The 18,064-nt window shown below is 31.3% G+C and carries 15 protein-coding genes; 5 read left to right on the top strand and 10 right to left on the bottom strand.

Annotation, left to right across the window (positions count from 1 at the left end; translation table 11 throughout):
• Window positions 1-6 precede the first annotated feature (6 nt).
• From FH779_RS02160 to FH779_RS02135, 6 genes are all read right to left on the bottom strand, one after another.
• The gene (locus FH779_RS02160; RefSeq protein ID WP_180905903.1) at window positions 7-1,569 is read right to left on the bottom strand and encodes a hypothetical protein; all 1,563 of its coding nucleotides are present in this window, start codon (window positions 1,567-1,569) and stop codon (window positions 7-9) included.
• A gap of 713 nt (window positions 1,570-2,282) precedes the next feature.
• Window positions 2,283-2,588 carry a 30S ribosomal protein S10 gene (gene rpsJ / locus FH779_RS02155; RefSeq protein ID WP_019974208.1) on the bottom strand — a complete coding sequence of 102 codons (306 nt, stop codon included), beginning with the start codon at window positions 2,586-2,588 and terminating at the stop codon, window positions 2,283-2,285.
• Window positions 2,589-2,598: 10 nt separating this feature from the next.
• Entirely contained in the window at window positions 2,599-4,722 is a 2,124-nt protein-coding gene (fusA, locus tag FH779_RS02150; protein ID WP_180905902.1) for an elongation factor G, read from the bottom strand.
• A gap of 6 nt (window positions 4,723-4,728) precedes the next feature.
• The gene (gene rpsG, locus FH779_RS02145) at window positions 4,729-5,205 is read right to left on the bottom strand and encodes a 30S ribosomal protein S7 (protein ID WP_019974210.1); all 477 of its coding nucleotides are present in this window, start codon (window positions 5,203-5,205) and stop codon (window positions 4,729-4,731) included.
• Window positions 5,206-5,217: 12 nt separating this feature from the next.
• On the bottom strand, window positions 5,218-5,601 hold the full coding sequence (gene rpsL / locus FH779_RS02140; RefSeq protein WP_019974211.1) for a 30S ribosomal protein S12: 384 nt from the start codon (window positions 5,599-5,601) through the stop codon (window positions 5,218-5,220).
• Window positions 5,602-5,840: 239 nt separating this feature from the next.
• A complete protein-coding gene (locus FH779_RS02135) occupies window positions 5,841-8,069 on the bottom strand; it encodes a PAS domain-containing sensor histidine kinase (protein WP_180905901.1) in 2,229 nt (742 codons plus the stop codon).
• Window positions 8,070-8,294: 225 nt separating this feature from the next.
• Here FH779_RS02135 and FH779_RS02130 point away from each other — a divergent pair, with 225 nt between their 5' ends.
• The 3 genes from FH779_RS02130 to FH779_RS02120 all read left to right on the top strand — a co-directional run bounded on the left by FH779_RS02130 (window position 8,295) and on the right by FH779_RS02120 (window position 11,280).
• Window positions 8,295-8,939: a DUF47 domain-containing protein gene (locus FH779_RS02130; protein WP_019974212.1), complete on the top strand. Its 645-nt coding sequence runs from the start codon at window positions 8,295-8,297 to the stop codon at window positions 8,937-8,939.
• Window positions 8,940-8,961: 22 nt separating this feature from the next.
• Window positions 8,962-10,068, top strand: coding sequence for an inorganic phosphate transporter (locus FH779_RS02125; RefSeq protein ID WP_244958006.1), 1,107 nt, complete (start codon window positions 8,962-8,964; stop codon window positions 10,066-10,068).
• A gap of 114 nt (window positions 10,069-10,182) precedes the next feature.
• Window positions 10,183-11,280, top strand: a complete 1,098-nt coding sequence (locus tag FH779_RS02120) for an inorganic phosphate transporter (RefSeq protein WP_114999000.1) — start codon at window positions 10,183-10,185, stop codon at window positions 11,278-11,280.
• 81 nt (window positions 11,281-11,361) lie between these two features.
• On the opposite strand, the gene FH779_RS02115 is transcribed toward FH779_RS02120, so the two are convergent.
• From FH779_RS02115 to FH779_RS02100, 4 genes are read right to left on the bottom strand one after another with little or no spacing between them, the layout of a single operon-like run.
• Entirely contained in the window at window positions 11,362-13,077 is a 1,716-nt protein-coding gene (locus tag FH779_RS02115) for a phospho-sugar mutase (protein WP_180905900.1), read from the bottom strand.
• Between the two features lie 9 nt (window positions 13,078-13,086).
• Window positions 13,087-13,791 carry a GIN domain-containing protein gene (locus FH779_RS02110; protein WP_180905899.1) on the bottom strand — a complete coding sequence of 235 codons (705 nt, stop codon included), beginning with the start codon at window positions 13,789-13,791 and terminating at the stop codon, window positions 13,087-13,089.
• Window positions 13,792-13,808: 17 nt separating this feature from the next.
• A complete protein-coding gene (locus FH779_RS02105) occupies window positions 13,809-14,771 on the bottom strand; it encodes a glycosyltransferase family 2 protein (RefSeq protein WP_180905898.1) in 963 nt (320 codons plus the stop codon).
• Between the two features lie 3 nt (window positions 14,772-14,774).
• Window positions 14,775-15,344: a DUF4199 family protein gene (locus FH779_RS02100; RefSeq protein WP_180905897.1), complete on the bottom strand. Its 570-nt coding sequence runs from the start codon at window positions 15,342-15,344 to the stop codon at window positions 14,775-14,777.
• A 195-nt stretch (window positions 15,345-15,539) separates the two neighbouring features.
• On the opposite strand from FH779_RS02100, the gene FH779_RS02095 reads away from it, so the two are divergent.
• Together FH779_RS02095 and FH779_RS02090 are read left to right on the top strand one after the other, a co-directional pair.
• Window positions 15,540-16,910, top strand: coding sequence for a helix-turn-helix domain-containing protein (locus FH779_RS02095; RefSeq protein ID WP_180905896.1), 1,371 nt, complete (start codon window positions 15,540-15,542; stop codon window positions 16,908-16,910).
• A gap of 1 nt (window position 16,911) precedes the next feature.
• Window positions 16,912-18,045 (top strand): tetratricopeptide repeat protein, encoded by a 1,134-nt coding sequence (locus tag FH779_RS02090; protein WP_180905895.1) that lies wholly within the window; start codon window positions 16,912-16,914, stop codon window positions 18,043-18,045.
• Window positions 18,046-18,064 lie beyond the last annotated feature (19 nt).

Genomic DNA, 18,064 nt, shown 5'->3' with positions numbered 1-18,064 from the left:
TTAACATTAACTATTTGTTATTACTAATTTACCATCTTCTACTTTAGCGGTAAAATTAACTGTTCCATTATATCCTCCTGAGCTACATAACAACCCTGTTGTTGTTATTTTCATCTCTTTATTAGATATTTTTTGAGAAGTAATAGTTGTAATTGCAGTACCTTTCGACGCCACTGTACCACTATCATAGTCAAAGCCCCAATTGCTTCCTTCTCCTGTTACAAAAAGTTTGAAAGAAATTCTTTGACCACAACTATCTAATATTCTAACGACCGCACTTGACTCTCCTCCTGATTTTAAGTTAATTGAATTTGTTGATTGATTTGCGGCTAGAGTAACATTCATTTTATTAGAAGATATCGCTACAATATCACCATTTTCATTCGTTGCTAAACTTTCTGCGTTTTTAATATTTGTTAAGCGTAATCCAGAATTACCCTCTGTCCCACTTGTTACTTCCAATTTGTTTCCTGGATTAACCGTTCCCACTCCAACTCTACTGTCTTGAGATTTATCACCATAACTTCTAATAATCATTGTAGATGAATTAATATTATCTGTATTCCTCACTTTAAATGATAGGTATCTGTTCGAATCATCATTAGGTATATTTAAATTTGAAGCACCTACCAAACCTGCTGTGATTTCCGCTACGTTATTGCCATTTTCATGAAATCTCATTCCTCTATCTGTATCCATTCTTCCGTAAGTTGTTCCAGATTTAGCTACTTGTAAACTTAAAAGATATTTACTGTCTACTCCTGTATCTCCCTCAATCGATAAATTTTTACCAGTTACTATTTTATCATTAAAGCGTGAATTCCCTATAACATTAAGTTTATAATTAGTATCGGGATTATTTGTTCCTATACCTACACGCCCTCCAGCTATCATCATAGCTGCTGTTCCCGAACCTCCATTTGGTTTAGCCTCTGTAGCTGTTGTATAGAAAGCTATTGCAGATTTACCATTTTCATTGTTATCACTTCCTTTTACAGCAAATCTCATCCAAGAGTTAGCATTTTGATTATATAAGCCGAAATCATCATTAACTACTGAAGCATCTCCATTTGTAAGATTCTTAATTTTCATTGTTCCGTTGACATCTAACTGATGAATTGGATTGTCAGTATTGATTCCTACTCTTCCCATTTGATAAATATTTTGTGAACTAGTAGTACCGTTAGCTTCTGTCCCTACAATATTCCAACCTCCAAAAGCAGAAGAACTTCCTTCCATTGTTATCCATTCTTTACCATTGTAATAATAATAACCTTCTTTTGTGATTTTTTTAGTTGAGTCGACAAAGTTGTTTCCTGTCACATTATTTATATATATAATTACCCCTTCTTGATTGGTACCATATGTATTCGCAGGTAAATTTGACAACTCTTGTTTTGTTAGACGTGGAGCTTGAATTCCATAAGGTTGTGGTTCTAGAATCGAGCCATTTTTTTTAGTAGAAACATCCAATGTTGATGTAGGTTTATCTGTGTTTATGCCTATTTGTCCGTAAGAAATTGAAGATAACATTACGACTAAGACAAAACTGAATAAATTTTTCTTCATAGTTTTAAAATTAGTTAACGCAAAGAAAAAATGAAAAAAGGATTTTTCAAAATATTTCACAACATAATTTATTGAATATCAATTTATTCAGCGAGTTAATTATTCAATTCTTATGAAATACAACTCATTAAAACTTGTTTATAAATGCTTATTAATTAAATAAGATTTTTATTAAAAACAACTTAGACTTCGACACAGGAAAGAGAAAATATTATTTAGGAAGCAATAATTTTTTTTATAAAAGAGTCGTCAATAACAAATGTTATCTAATGATTCTACAGAAGAAATTAGGATTTTATTACTATAGCAAATGTCAAATTTGGATAATTTTGAATTATTATTATCTAAATTATGAGAAAAAGAGAAAGTAAATAAAGGTTTAAATACTATTTAAGTAATCATGCGATATGATACTAGAAAAAAAACTTTAAACCTATACACAAAAGATAAATTATGAACGTACTTTTTCTTGTATTGAAGTGATCGAAGATAAACTATAAACACGAACTTCTTTTTCAAAAGTCCTTGAGAGGTCAAATTATGAGCTATAAAACTATTACTAAATAAAATTTAACTTAGTTCTTAGCACAACTAATAATAGATAAGAAATTATTAAAATTCATTTAACTTTTATCTTATTTCAATATCTATTAATAAAAAAAACCCTGAGATGTGCACGTCTCAGGGTTTATATTTATTTAAAATACAGCTAACTATACTTTAATTTCTACTTCAACACCACTAGGTAATTCTAACTTCATTAAAGCATCAACTGTTTTAGATGAAGAAGAATAAATGTCTAATAATCTTTTGTGAGCTGATAATTGAAATTGCTCACGAGATTTTTTGTTAACGTGTGGAGATCTTAAAACTGTAAAGATTCTTTTGTGAGTTGGTAATGGAATTGGTCCATTAACAACAGCTCCTGTAGCTTTTACAGTTTTTACGATTTTTTCAGCTGATTTATCAACTAAAGAATAATCGTAAGATTTTAATTTTATTCTAATTTTTTGACTCATTTTTCTTGAATTAAGCGTTACCTTTTGCTTTAGCGATTACAGCTTCAGACACGTTTGTTGGTGCTGGAGCGTAGTGATCGAATTCCATTGTAGATGTAGCACGACCAGAAGATAATGTACGTAATGAAGTTACATATCCGAACATTTCTGCTAATGGAACCATAGCTTTAATAACTTTAGCGTTATTTCTATCATCCATTCCTGATACTTGACCACGACGACGGTTTAAGTCACCTACAATGTCACCCATGTTTTCTTCTGGAGTTAAAACCTCTAACTTCATGATAGGCTCTAAGATTTGAGCACCAGCAGCTTTTGCAGCGGCTTTATAACCCATTTGAGCAGCTAACTCGAAAGATAATTGGTCAGAATCCACAGGGTGGAAAGATCCATCTTTTAAAGTAACTTTTAACGAATCCATTTCGAATCCTGCTAAAGGTCCATTCTTCATTGCAGCTTTGAAACCTTTCTCAATAGAAGGGATAAATTCTTTTGGAACGTTACCACCTTTAATTTCAGAAACGAATTCTAAACCTACTTTTCCTTCATCTGCTGGTCCCATTTCGAAAACGATATCAGCAAATTTACCACGACCACCTGATTGTTTTTTGTAAACCTCACGGTGATTAGCTGGACGAGAGAATGATTCTTTGTACTCTACTTGAGGCTCTCCTTGGTTAACCTCTACTTTAAATTCACGTTTTAAACGGTCAACGATGATATCTAAGTGTAACTCACCCATACCAGAAATAACTGTTTGACCAGAAGCCTCATCAGTTTTTACTTGGAATGTTGGATCTTCTTCAGCTAATTTAGCTAAAGCCATACCTAATTTATCAACGTCAGCTTTCGTTTTAGGCTCAACTGCGATACCAATTACTGGATCTGGGAAGTCCATAGACTCTAATACGATAGGTGCTTTTTCGTCACATAAAGTATCTCCTGTTTTGATATCTTTGAAACCTACTGCAGCTCCAATATCACCTGCTTCGATTCTCTCGATAGGTTCTTGTTTGTTCGCGTGCATTTGGAAGATACGAGAAATACGTTCTTTGTTACCAGAACGAGTATTTAACACGTAAGATCCAGCGTCTAATCCACCTGAATAAGCACGGAAGAATGCTAAACGACCTACGAATGGGTCAGTAGCAATTTTGAATGCTAATGCTGCGAATGGCTCATCAACTGAAGGCTTTCTTGTGATAGGCTCATCAGTTTTTGGGTCAGTTCCTGGGATCGCTTCTTTATCACTTGGTGATGGTAAGTAACGACATACAGCATCTAACATGAATTGTACACCTTTGTTTTTGAACGAAGATCCACAAGTCATTGGGATGATAGACATATCTAATGTTGCAGCACGTAATGCAGCGTGAACTTCTTCTTCAGTAATAGAGTTTTCGTCCTCCATGTACTTCTCTAATAAGTTCTCGTCGTACGCAGCTACTTCTTCAATTAATTGACCACGGAATTGTCTTACATCGTCAACCATATCAGCTGGGATTTCAACAACATCAAATGTAGAACCATGATTCTCATCATGCCATACAATTGCACGGTTTTTAATTAAATCTACAACTCCTTTAAAGTCTGCTTCGTCACCGATTGGTAATACGATAGGAACAGCGTTTGATCCTAACATTTCACGTACTTGACGACATACATTTAAGAAGTCAGCTCCTTGACGGTCCATTTTGTTAACGAAACCTAAACGAGGAACTTTATAGTTGTCTGCTAAACGCCAGTTTGTTTCAGACTGAGGTTCAACTCCATCTACTGCTGAGAATAAGAAAACTAAACCATCTAAAACACGTAAAGAACGGTTTACCTCTACTGTAAAGTCAACGTGACCAGGAGTGTCGATAATATTAAAGTGGTATCCTTTAGCGTCTGGTAATGGTTTACCTTGTTCTGTTGGGAATGTCCAATCTACTGTTACAGCTGCAGAAGTAATTGTAATACCTCTTTCAGCCTCTTGCTCCATCCAGTCAGTTGTAGCTGATCCTTCGTGAGTTTCTCCAATTTTATGATTCTTACCTGAATAGAATAAGATACGCTCTGTCGTTGTAGTTTTTCCTGCATCGATGTGAGCAGCAATACCAATGTTTCTTGTGTATTTTAAATCTCTTGCCATCGTGTATTAGAATCTAAAGTGAGAGAATGCTTTGTTAGCTTCTGCCATTTTGTGAGTATCTTGACGTTTTTTAACGGCAGATCCTTCTTCTTTAGCAGCTGCAATAATTTCTCCAGCTAATTTTTGAGCCATCGATTTCTCGTTTCTGTTACGAGAATATTTGATTAACCATTTCATTGCTGTTGAAATTTTACGGTCTGGACGAATTTCCATTGGAATTTGGAATGTAGCTCCACCAACACGGCGAGAACGTACTTCTACGTGAGGCATTACATTAGATAATGCTTCTTTCCAAATGTCTAATGAAGTTTTTTCTGCATCTTCTTTACGAGAATCTACGATTTCTAACGCATCATAGAAAATTTTGAATGCTACAGATTTTTTTCCGTCGTACATTAAGTTGTTTACGAAACGAGTTACTAACTGATCATTAAATTTAGGATCTGGAAGTAAAGGTCTTTTTTTAGCTCTTGTCTTTCTCATCTTACCTTAAATTTATTTTTTAGCATCTTTAGGACGTTTCGCTCCATACTTACTTCTACGTTGAGTACGTCCGTTTACTCCCGCAGTATCTAACGCTCCACGTACAATGTGGTAACGCACACCTGGTAAATCTTTAACTCTACCTCCTCTAACCAATACTATCGAGTGCTCTTGAAGATTATGACCTTCACCACCGATGTACGCGTTAACTTCTTTCCCGTTTGTTAATCTAACACGAGCAACTTTACGCATTGCTGAGTTAGGTTTCTTAGGAGTTGTAGTGTAAACACGTGTACAAACACCGCGGCGTTGTGGACATGATTCCAATGCAGCCGATTTACTCTTCTTGGTTAGTTTTTTTCTACCTTTTCTAACTAATTGTTGAATTGTTGGCATACTAATTAAATTTCCTTTTAAATTTGGATTAAACCCATTTTTTGGGCATGCAAAACTACAAAATATTCTAGCAAAAAAAAATATTTAGACATTTATTTTGCATTGATTTATAAAATTTTATAATTCGCTAAGTATTTTTTTACAGTATTTTAACGTGGAAGAAAGATTTCACCAAGAAAATCAATAATAGTAAAATCTTTTATTTCAAAAATGATAATAATCGCGAATAATTGAAAAAATTATTTGAGAATTGGCAACTCAAAACAGAAAGTAGAACCTTTATGTAATTCTGATTTGACATAGATTTGACCACTACTTTTATTTATGATTTCAGCACAAATAAACAATCCTAATCCCAAACCATTAATTCCTTGTTCATATTCGCTACCTACTCTGAAATATTGATCAAAAACTTGGTGAATTTTATTTTGAGGAATTCCAAAACCGTTATCTTTTATTGAAACTTTTGCAAAACCATCAATCAACTCTAAATTTACTTCTACTTCTTTTGCATTTGGCGAATATTTCACTGCATTGTTAATAAGATTACTCAAAACTTGCCCTATTCTATCTCTATCACCACGTATATATCCAACACTTTCTTTATTCAAAATAATTGTGTGTGTTTTTGTAGACATCTGCTGCTCTTCTACAATTTCAGCAACCAAATCTTCCATCAAAAAAATAGAATCTTGTAAAACCATTCGTCCACTTTGGATTTTGGTAACATCTAACAAATCTGAAATCAACTTATTCAGTTTATTGATTTGTGTTTCCATTTTCTTAACAACTTCAGCATTTTTTTCATCTCCTTGTTTTCGAAGATTTATTTCTACAGATTGTGCATACAATTTTAAACTTGTCAAAGGCGTTTTCAGTTCATGACTAGCTATTCCAATAAAATCGTCTTTTTGTTTCTGTAATTGTTTGAAATCATCAATATCTGTACAAGTACCAATCCAAAGTTCAATTTCGTCATTATCATTACAAACTCTTTTTCCACGTGCTAAATACCATTTGCTGATATTGGTAATTGGATTCACTAATTGATATTCTACTTCATAAGTAGAATTTTGACGGACTGCATCCATCCAACTATTTCGCACTTTATCAAGAGATTCTGGATGTAATAAACTCCAAAAATTCTTATCCAGATCAATATTATCATCCAATCCAAATATTTCGTACCAATTTCTATTAAAATAAGTCACAACACCATCTTTGTCTGAAGTCCAAACAAATTGAGGCATAAAATCTGCTAAAATTTTAAATCGCTTCTCGTTAGCTTCTAATTTGTTTTTATATTCAATTTCATTCGACACATCATAACCTAAAGTCAAAATATATTCAACCTTATTTTCTTCATCTTTGATTGGCTGCAAAATATAATTGACATATTTTATATTTCCATTATTATCTAAAAACTGATGTTCTTTTCTTTCGATTTGCTCACCTGTCTTAAAAACCGATTGCAAATCTTTATAAATAGGTCGATCTTTTATATATGAAACTGTATCTTTTACAGTAGAACCTATTTCGACATGATGCCCCCAAATCTGATCTGTTAGACTATTAGATAATTTATACTCAAAATTTTCTCCTTCTAAAACATTTATTGAAACTGGAACATGTTCTAAAAAAGCTTTTAACAGATTCTCATTTTTTCTAAGCTTTTCACGTGTTTCGATTAAATCAGTAATATCAATTAACGAGATGATGATGGCGACTACTTCTCGATTATTATTTAATTTTGGTCGTAGTAACAAATGCAAAAACTTACTACAAAGAATATTATTATAAAAGTAATCTACTTTAAACTCCTTTTCCTCCTGCTCTACTTTATCAACATATACTTTCTTGTATAATTTCAGGAAATTTTCTGTTTCTAATTCAGGAAAAACAGTAAAAAGTCTATTACCAGAAAGTGAATTTCCTTTCCCTAAAAATTCAACCATTTTTTGATTAGCTACTTCAATTATTGGATCAATTCCAGTTAGAACAATTGTAGAAGCCAATGAATTTGAAACTATGTAATCAAAATTAGTGATAGAATTTTCTAAAGTGTTTTCATTGTAATCTTGCTCAACAATCTCCTTTATAACAACAGAAACCCCTTCTACAGAATTATTATCTGGACTAATAACAGATGAAACAATTATCTCTAAAAAATCAGTTTGTCCTTTATCTTCATTTTTTAAACCAACAACTTTCATTTCTTTCGAACTATTATTGCAATGATAAACTTTCGTAATCATCGAATAAATTTCGAGAAGCTGAGTCTTTTCAAAAATTGATTTTGCAACGTTTCCAATAACACTATTTTGTAAACCTAAAAATTTATAAAAATTGGAATTAGCATAAGACAACAACAATTCGTTACCAGAGAAGTAAGCAAACCCAAGAGGGTTTTGATCAAGAAAATGCGTTGATAAAAATTGATGATGATTTTCAGATTGTAGAGGTTTCATTTTATAGTATTACATTAATTTTAAAGTATTCGTTTTTTGTCTATCATAAATTTATCAATTTATAATGAATAAAAGTTAAAAAACTAGTTACTAAATCATTTTTCAATTTTAATTAATTTTAAGCAATTAAAATTGAAAAGATTATCAAGTTTATTTCGTGTAAACATTTATTTAATGTTAATTTTACATTAGAAAAATTAATTTTGCACTTCAAAACATTATTAAATGTCGGTAAACTCATTTTTTAAATTATTTACTCCAAAGGATAAAGTTTTCTATCCTTTGTTCGAGGAGGCTTCAAAAAGTTTAATCAAATTAGCTGAATTGTTACACGAATGTGTAAACGCTCCAGTTGAGGAACGCGAAGATTACATCGCACAAATTTCTAAAATCGAAAGTAAAATTGAATATCTTACTCAAAAAACAAATTTAGAGTTAAGTAAAAACTTTATCACGCCTTTTGACAGAGAAGATATTTATCAATTAGTAAAATCTATCGATTATGTTGCAGATAATTTAAATGGTGCAGCGAATCGTATCAATATTTATCAAGTAGATAAAATTACAAAATCTATCCGCAAAATTACAGCTGTTAACTTAGAGGCTTGTCAATTAATCGGTGAAGGAATTGAGCAATTGAAAGATTTGAGAAACGTAAATCGTATTTACGAAATATGTGAACGAATCAATAAATTAGAAAATAAATCGGATCGTATTTTTGATAAAGCGGTTCAAGAAATTTTTGAGAACGAAACTGATGCCAAAAACATCATCAAATACAAGGAAGTTTTATCTTCATTAGAATCTGCAACAGATAAGTGTAAAAGTGTTGCAAATGTATTGGAAGCAGTAGCGGTAAAACACTCATAACCATAACTTAATCTAAAAGATTATGACAGAATTTTTTTCAGCGTTTTCGAGCATGCTTACGTCAACGCCAGGAATGTTATTGATTACTATTATCGTCTTAGCTTTTGTTTTTGATTATATAAATGGTTTTCACGACGCAGCAAATTCTATTGCTACCATTGTCGCTACTAAGGTTTTAACACCTTTTCAGGCTGTACTTTGGGCAGCAGCATTCAACTTTGCAGCTTATTTTATTTCGGTCTATTGGATTGGAGAATTTAAGATTGGTAATACGATTGCAAAATCGGTTAACGAGCATTTTATTACACTAGAAGTTATTTTAGCTGGAATTATCGCTGCCATTTCTTGGAACTTATTAACATGGAAGTTTGGTATTCCTTCTTCTTCTTCTCATACATTAATTGGTGGTTTTATTGGAGCTGCATTAGCTCATGCTGGTGGTTTTTCTGCTGGTGGAGAAGATGTAATTGTTTACAAAAAAGTAATTCCTATTGTATGCTTTATTGTATTAGCACCATTAATTGGTATGATTATCGCCTCAATATTAACCATAATCACGCTTCATATTTGTAAAAGAGCCAAACCTGCAAAAGCAGAATGGTGGTTCAAGAAATTGCAATTGGTTTCTTCTGCCCTTTTCTCTTTAGGACACGGTATGAATGATGCGCAAAAGGTAATGGGTATTATTGGAGCAGCGGTTATCTTCTATCACATGAATGTCGATTTTGACCCAGCTTATGTACAAGCAGAAGATAAATTCCAATATTTCGTAGCGCATTGGATGTGGGTTCCTATTACATCGTTTGTTGTTATCGCATTAGGTACAATGGGTGGTGGATGGAAAATCATCAAAACAATGGGGTCTAAAATTACAAAAGTAACACCATTAGAAGGTGTAGTAGCTGAAACTTCAGGAGCAATGACGCTTTATATTTCTGAGCATTTCGGAATTCCAGTTTCTACAACGCATACAATTACAGGTTCTATTATTGGTGTAGGTTTAACGAAACGTGTATCTGCAGTTCGTTGGGGAGTAACAATTAGTTTACTTTGGGCTTGGGTTCTTACCATTCCAGTCTCAGCATTATTAGCTGCATTGATTTACTACATCGTAACATTATTTGTTTAAAAATAACAATCAATATCATTAATATTTAGGAGCTTTTATAAGCTCCTTTTTTATTTTTGAAATAATTTTCGAAATTGATAAATGATAAGTTTAAGAAAGTTTTAAATTTGCGCCATGCAATTAACTGTATTATTTATCATTATCGGTTTAGCCATTTTATTTGATTTCTTAAATGGTTTTCACGATGCCGCAAACTCTATTGCAACCGTTGTTACTACAAAGGTTTTAACTCCAATTCAGGCTGTTATTTGGGCTGCATTTTTCAATTTTGTTGCTTTTTTCATTGCCAAATTTATCATTGGAGAATTCGGAGTTGCAGACACAATCGCTAAAATTATCAAAGAAGATGTTGTTGTCGCATTTGGCTCTAATCCATCTGTAGTTGTTATGGCAGCACTTTCTGCCGCTATTACTTGGAATATTTTAACTTGGAAATTAGGAATCCCTTCTTCCTCATCTCACACATTGATTGGAGGATTAGCTGGAGGTGCATTAGCTGCGACAGGTTATGATTTTTCTGCGATTAATAGTACAATTATCTTAACGATTATCGCTTTCATTTTGGTCGCGCCAATTATTGGTTTAGTCGCTGGTAATGTTATTTACATCATCACGCTGAATCTTTGTCGAAATGCAAAACCGCATAAAGCAGATGCTTGGTTCAAGAAATTGCAATTGGTTTCATCTGCCATGTTGAGTATTGGTCATGGTTTGAATGATTCTCAAAAAGTAATGGGAGTAATCACATTTGCTTTACTTGCCAATCAAACTGCGATTGTTAATACTGATATGAATGATTGGATTTTGAATGATGTTTTCAATTGGAAACATTGGTTCATCACAACAAGTAGTACTGATATTCATGATTGGGTTCCGATTATGTGTTTCTCGGCAATTGCTTTAGGAACTTTAGGTGGCGGAATGAAAATCTTAAAAACGATGGGAAATAAAATTACAAAAATTACTCCTATCGAAGGTTTCACAGCGCAAACAGCTTCAGCTATTACATTATTTTTTACTGAACATATCAAAATGCCAGTTTCTACAACTCACGTGATTACGGGTTCTATTATTGGTGTTGGAATGGTAAAAAGAGTTTCTGCTGTTCGTTGGGGAGTTACAATTAGTTTATTATGGGCTTGGATTTTGACAATTCCAGTTTCTGCACTTATTGCAACAGGATTTTATTATCTATTTTCAATGTTTTTCTAACATTAAAATTTAATCATATAAAAAAATGGCTGTCAAAATTGACAGCCATTTTCTATTTATATTAATATTTATTCTAAATAATTATTTGCTAAAATCTTCTTTCAACAAATCGATTTTCGCTAACAACGCTTTTTGAACAGCTGGATAATCTTCTTTGTTAGAAAGTGGAGCATTTACAGAGAAATAATATTTAATCTTTGGTTCTGTTCCAGAAGGTCGACAAGCTACTTTACTTCCATCCTCTGTATAGAAAATCAATACATTTGACTTAGGTATTTCAATCGCTTTTTCTTCACCAGAAGTCAAATCTTTGTCGATAGAAGATTGAAAATCTTTTACACGAACAACTTTAGAACCTGCTAATTCTTTTGGAGGATTTGATCTAAATTCCACCATCATTTTAGCAATTAACTCTGCACCTTCTTTTCCAGGTTTTACAATACTAATTAAATCTTCTTGATATGCTTTTCCGATTTCAAGATAGATTTCCATTAATTTATTGTACAATGAACTTCCTTTCGCTTTTTGTACAGCAGCAATTTCAGAAACTAATAAAGCTGTTGTAACAGAATCTTTATCGCGGATAAAATCTCCAACCATAAATCCGAACGATTCTTCTCCTCCTCCAACAAAACTTTCTTTGCCTTCGAATTTGCGAATCATATCAGCAATCCATTTAAAACCTGTTAATCCAACTTTACAATCAACATTGAATTTAGCAGCAATATCATAGAAAATATCAGACGTTACAATTGTCGAAGCGATAAATTCTTTTCCAACTAATTTACCTGCTTCTTGCCATTTTTCTAATAAATAGTAAGCCAACACAGTGTTCATTTGGTTACCATTTAATAAAACAATTTCACCTTCATTGTTACGCGTTGCAACACCTACACGATCCGCATCAGGATCTGTTCCAATCACAACATCAGCATCAATTTCATTTGCTAAAGCAACTGCCATAGTTAATGCTTCTGGTTCTTCTGGATTTGGCGATTTTACTGTCGGGAAATCTCCACTTGGAATTGCTTGCTCAGCAACTTGATGAACTTGAGTAAAACCAGCTTTTTCAAAAGCTTTTGGCGTAATTGCAACTGCAGTTCCGTGAATAGAAGTGAAAACAATTTTTATATCTTCTTTACCTTCTTGCGTAAAACTTCCATTTGCTACACAAGCATCAATAAAAGCTTCATCAATTTCTTTTCCGATATATGTCAACAATGCATCGTTCCCTTGAAATTTGATTTCTTCAACTTTTACATTATTTACTTCGTTGATAATTTCTCCATCTTGTGGCGGAACAATTTGCGCTCCATCATTCCAATAAACCTTGTAACCATTGTAAATTGGAGGATTATGAGAAGCTGTCAACACAATTCCAGCATCACAACCTAAATGACGAACTGTGAAAGACAATTCTGGCGTTGGACGAAAAGATTCGAACAAATAAACATTGATTCCATTCGCAGTCAAAACATCTGCAACCATTTTTGCGAACGTATCCGAATTATGGCGAACATCGTAAGCAATCGCAACTTTTTTCTCTTTATTCGGAAATTGTTGATTGATATAATTTGCTAAACCTTGCGTCGCTGCACCAAGTGTATATTTGTTTAAACGATTTGTTCCAACTCCCATTATACCACGCATTCCTCCTGTTCCAAACTCAAGGTTTTTATAAAAAGAATCGTCTAATTCGGTTGGATTATTATCAATTAAATCTTGAACAGCCTTTCTTGTTTCCGCATCATAAGCGTCAGAAAGCCATAATTTAGCATTATCTAAACTTGAAGTCATTCTTATTTTTTATTTTTTTAATACTTGGGCACGGTCGGCAATTTTTGTATCCTTATTTGGATCGCCCATAAAATTAACGATTGAGTTTCCTTTTGCAGAACCATAAAGCGTTTGGCGCGCATTGATATCTAACAAAGCATTATCATCAGTTGTGAAATTAGCTTCGTTGACTTCGTATTTGAACAAATTCAATTGTGCTTCGCCATAAGCTTTCACTTTCATAGTTCCAGCAGTTCCTTCTAACATGATATTAGATTGATCTTCCGCTTTTAAATCAAAGTTGTTTGTAATCAAAAAAGTTTGATTAATTCTTGCTTGATCCTTCGCATTCATTGTCAATTTATCGACATTCAATGTTCCAGAAGTTGTCAAAGAAGTTTGTTTATTCACATCGATTTTTTCTAAATCACGCGTCACATAAACATACAAATCATAGGCACTATAATGGTCTACATTTGATTTTTCTTTGATTGTAACCGCATTATTTTTTGCTTCAACTTCTAAATTGTCAATAATATTTTGATGCGATTCTACTTTAACTCCAGATTTATTTCCCGGAACCAAAATAACATTACAATTACACGAAACGCTCAAATCTTTGATATTGTCAGCAGTATATTCTTTTTGAGCCGTTGCAGCACCTTCTCCATCAATTGATGATGAACACGAAGTTGCAACTAAACCTAAAAATCCTAATAAAATTATTTTTTTCATAGTAGTTGGTTATTTAATTAGTTTAAATTCAATTCTTTTTGAACTAAATACAATTGTTTATCGCGATTATTACGAACAATTAACTCGCCCAAAAATCCCGCCAAAAATAATTGCGTTCCCAAAATCATAAAAACTAACGAGATATAAAAATAAGGACTATCTGTAATTAATCTGGCTGGTGTATGCGAAATATAAACTTTGTATAATTTCTCAATACCTAAATAAAATGAAGCGAAAAATCCTAAAATAAACATCAATGTTCCCAATAAACCGAAAATATGCATTGGTTTATTCCCGAATCTTGATGCAAAGAAAAGTGTAATCAAATCCAAGAAACCATTTACAAAACGATTTGCTCCAAATTTTGACACACCATATTTACGCGCTTGATGTTTTACTTTTTTCTCAATAATTCTCGAATATCCAGCATTTTTCGCTAAAACAGGAATATAGCGGTGCATATCTCCATACAATTCAATATTTTGCGTCACTTCCCAACGATAAGCTTTCAAACCACAATTAAAATCGTGCAATTTTACACCAGACGTTTTACGTGCAACACCATTGAATAATTTGGAAGGAAGATTTTTTGTCAACTTATTATCTTGACGATTTTCTTTCCAACCCGAAACAATATCTGCTTTTTGGTTTTTCAGCATTTTGTATAACGACGGAATTTCCTCAGGAAAATCTTGTAAATCTGCATCCATAGTAATCACAACATCACCTTTTACTTCTTTAAAAGCAGCGCTAAGTGCTGGAGATTTACCATAATTTTTACGGAATTTAATTCCTTTCACTTCTGTATTGAAGTTGGCAATATATTCGATAATTTGCCACGAATCATCTGTACTTCCGTCATCAACGAAAATAACTTCGAATGTAAAATCATTCTGTTCACAGACTTTTTTGATTCTGTAGAATAATTCCTCTAAGGAATCTTGTTCATTCAATAAAGGAACAACAACTGAAATATCCATATGTTAAAAAACACGTTTTTTTAAGAATTGTGAAAACATCGCTGCAATTGCGATGTAGAAAGATAAGAAAATTGAGAATAATCCGAAGAAGTTTTTCACAGTAAATAAATTAAGTGTTTTATAATCATCCGAATTTCTGAATGTTTCGATATCTTTTGCGACTTTTGGATCAGACATATTAGACGTAAAAGTGTCTAACAATCCTTGTTTCAAACTATCTTGTGCCCATTCTCCATAAGTATTGAAGAATACAAAAATAACAATCAAACTCATGATTCCTGCGAAGAAAATTGTGTAGAAACCAACTTTGAAACCTTCTTTGAAAGTCATTAATTCTTCTGAAGTTTGATGATTTTTTGCTTTATTTTTCGATAAATTGAAAATTGTTAAGAAACAATATAATGCATATAAAGGTAATACAATAAAACAGCAAATCATGAAGCTGTAAGTGTAATAATCTTTTACAGAAACTGTTCCATTTAACGAAAAATAAAAGTAAAGTGCGAAAAACAATGCTAATGTAATTGCCGTAAGCACCAAAGAGTTTTTGAAAATTTTATTAAAACTAACCATTCTGCAAAGATAATTATATCCTTTATTCTATGATACATTATTTTATATGATTTAAAAAGGAATTTGTATTGATAAAAAATTTATTTTTGTTAGGAAATGAATTTATTTTTTAATCGATTTTACCCATTCGCCTTAGTTTTTTTATGCTTTGTATGCCAAGTTACAAATGCGCAAGGATTAATATTACAAAAATATTTGAAAGATTATAATTCTATCTTATATAATAATCCTGAAGAAACAAAAACCATTGCAGAATATCTTATCCGAAATTCTAATGATAAAACAGAATTAATAGAATCTTATATTTTACTAGCCAATGCAAATTATTTTGGAGGAAAATATGATGAAGCTCTTGACAATGCTGCAAAGGCAAATACTGAAGCTATTTTGGACAATAATACAGAGTTAATACATGAATCAGAACTTGTTTTAAATAGAATTTATCAACGTTATCACTTACTCGATTTTTCAGAAAAATATTTACTAAACAATTCATCTGACGAAAATTCAATTTTACAAGCAAATCAATATTTTTATAAAGGTGATTATTCTAATGCATTAAAAACACTATTAGAGAAAAAATCTCTAAACACAGAAGAAGAATTAACCCTATCTAAATTATATTTAAAAAGTCATCAGTATAACAAAGCATTTCAATTATTATCTCAATTAGAAGAAAAAAAGGAAATAGGCAATTATTTCAAAGCGAGAATAAATCTATTGTTAGGCGAGTATTATTTTGATAAAAGATCTAATACAGAAGCTGTTTCATATTATCAGAAAGGATTAGTTTATGCTAAAAAAATTAACCATTCTGACCTAATAAAAGATGCATATTATAATTTGGCTAGTTTATATTTAGCTAATCACAATGTGAATGAATTTAATTTTTATAATGAAAAGTTCGATTCTATTTCTACCCTAAACCTTCAAATTAGTCAAAAAATAAATAATTCTATTTTTCATCATCAATCAAAAATTATTGAAACCAAACAATTAAAAAAAGAAAAAATCTATCACATTATTTCTGGAATTTCTATTGCTTTATTAATATTAATCTTACTTGTTTATACAATTTTACTAAACAAAAAAAAGGAAAATACTCGTGTTGTAAAAGCTATTATTAATTCACTAAAAGAATCGCAGAAAGAAAATCAATATTCTAAAGATGAAGTAAAAAATCAAATCAAAACAGATTTAATCTCTAAAGAAAAAGAAATGGCTATTCTACAAAAATTAAACTCTTTTGAACAAACTAATAAATTTTTATCAAAAAATGTTTCGCTTGGATTAATTGCTTCTCAATTGGATACGAACACAAAATATTTATCTGATATCATTAACAGACACAAAGAAAAAAATTTCAATACCTATATAAATGAACTTCGGATAAAGTATATATTAAATAAGCTAACTTCTGATTCCAATTATTTAAATTACAAAATTTCTTATTTAGCTGAAGAAAGTGGCTTTTCTTCTCATAGCAGTTTTGTTTCTGCTTTCAAATCGTATACAGGAACGACTCCAACTATTTTTATAAAAACCATTAATCTGACTCAAAAATAATATGAAGTATAATATTTATTTTACGATTTTTATTCTAAGCGGTGTGATGTGTTTTGGACAAAGCGACTCTACTAAACTAAAAAACATATACCAAACTGCAAAAGAGAACATATATAACAACCCTAAAAAAGCTATAAATCAAGCTGATATTTTAATAAAAAATAGCAATGGCAACATAAAAATATTGGTTGATAGTTATTTTATAAAAGCCAATGCATTTGCTAACTTAAGAGACAACGAAAAAGCATTATTTTATTTAAATAAGACATATGATATTGTTAAGAACTTAAAAAATGATTCTCAAAAAATAGATGTTATTCATCGTATTGCAGCTATTTATCAGAATTTAAAATTATATGATAAATCTTTAACTTATTTAAATGAAGCTGAAAAGATAATCAACCAAATAAAAGACGAGGATAAAAAATTTGAAACAATTAGTTACAACTACACAGTAAGAGGATTAATTTTCAAAGATTTAAACAATTGTGAAACTGCCATTGATTATTTTAATAAGGCTATAAAAAATTATGATAAAATAAACAATAAGTTTATTGCTTCATCTAACAAAAGTGTTATTTATTACAACTTAGGTTTTTGTTATTTTAAGTCTGATCCGAAAGCTTCTGAAGACGCTTATCATAAATCGTATGAGTTAGCCAAAAAATCTGGAACCAATATATTGATTGCCTATTCACTAAAAGGGCTTGGTGAATATTATTTTAAAACAAATAATTATGAAACCTCTCTTGATTATCTTAATAAATCATTACAATCATTAAACAAAACAGAAGACTCTACATTAAAAAGAAATATCTATAATTTAATTAGCCTAAATGCAATTGCAAAACAAAATTGGCGACTTTTTGAAAAAGCAGATAGCTTATCAGCAATTTATAATAAGCATGTCGTATCATCAGAAACAAAATCTGTATATAAAGCTATTCAAGCTGTTGAAGATGAAGAAAATTACAATCTAAAAAACTCTTTTTTCACTACTATTTTCATAGTCATAACATCAAGTTTTATTGTATTAACAATCAGTGTTTTATATTTTAGAAAAAAGAAAAAAATAACTTCAAAAAACATAATTTTACACCAAGAATTAACGGCTATCTTAAATAAAGAACAATGAATTAATAATTCACGAATTT

Source organism: Empedobacter falsenii (assembly GCF_013488205.1).
GTDB lineage: Bacteria > Bacteroidota > Bacteroidia > Flavobacteriales > Weeksellaceae > Empedobacter > Empedobacter falsenii_C.
The sequence above is the reverse complement of the archived record's forward strand: the minus strand, read 5'-3'. Positions and strand labels throughout refer to the sequence as shown.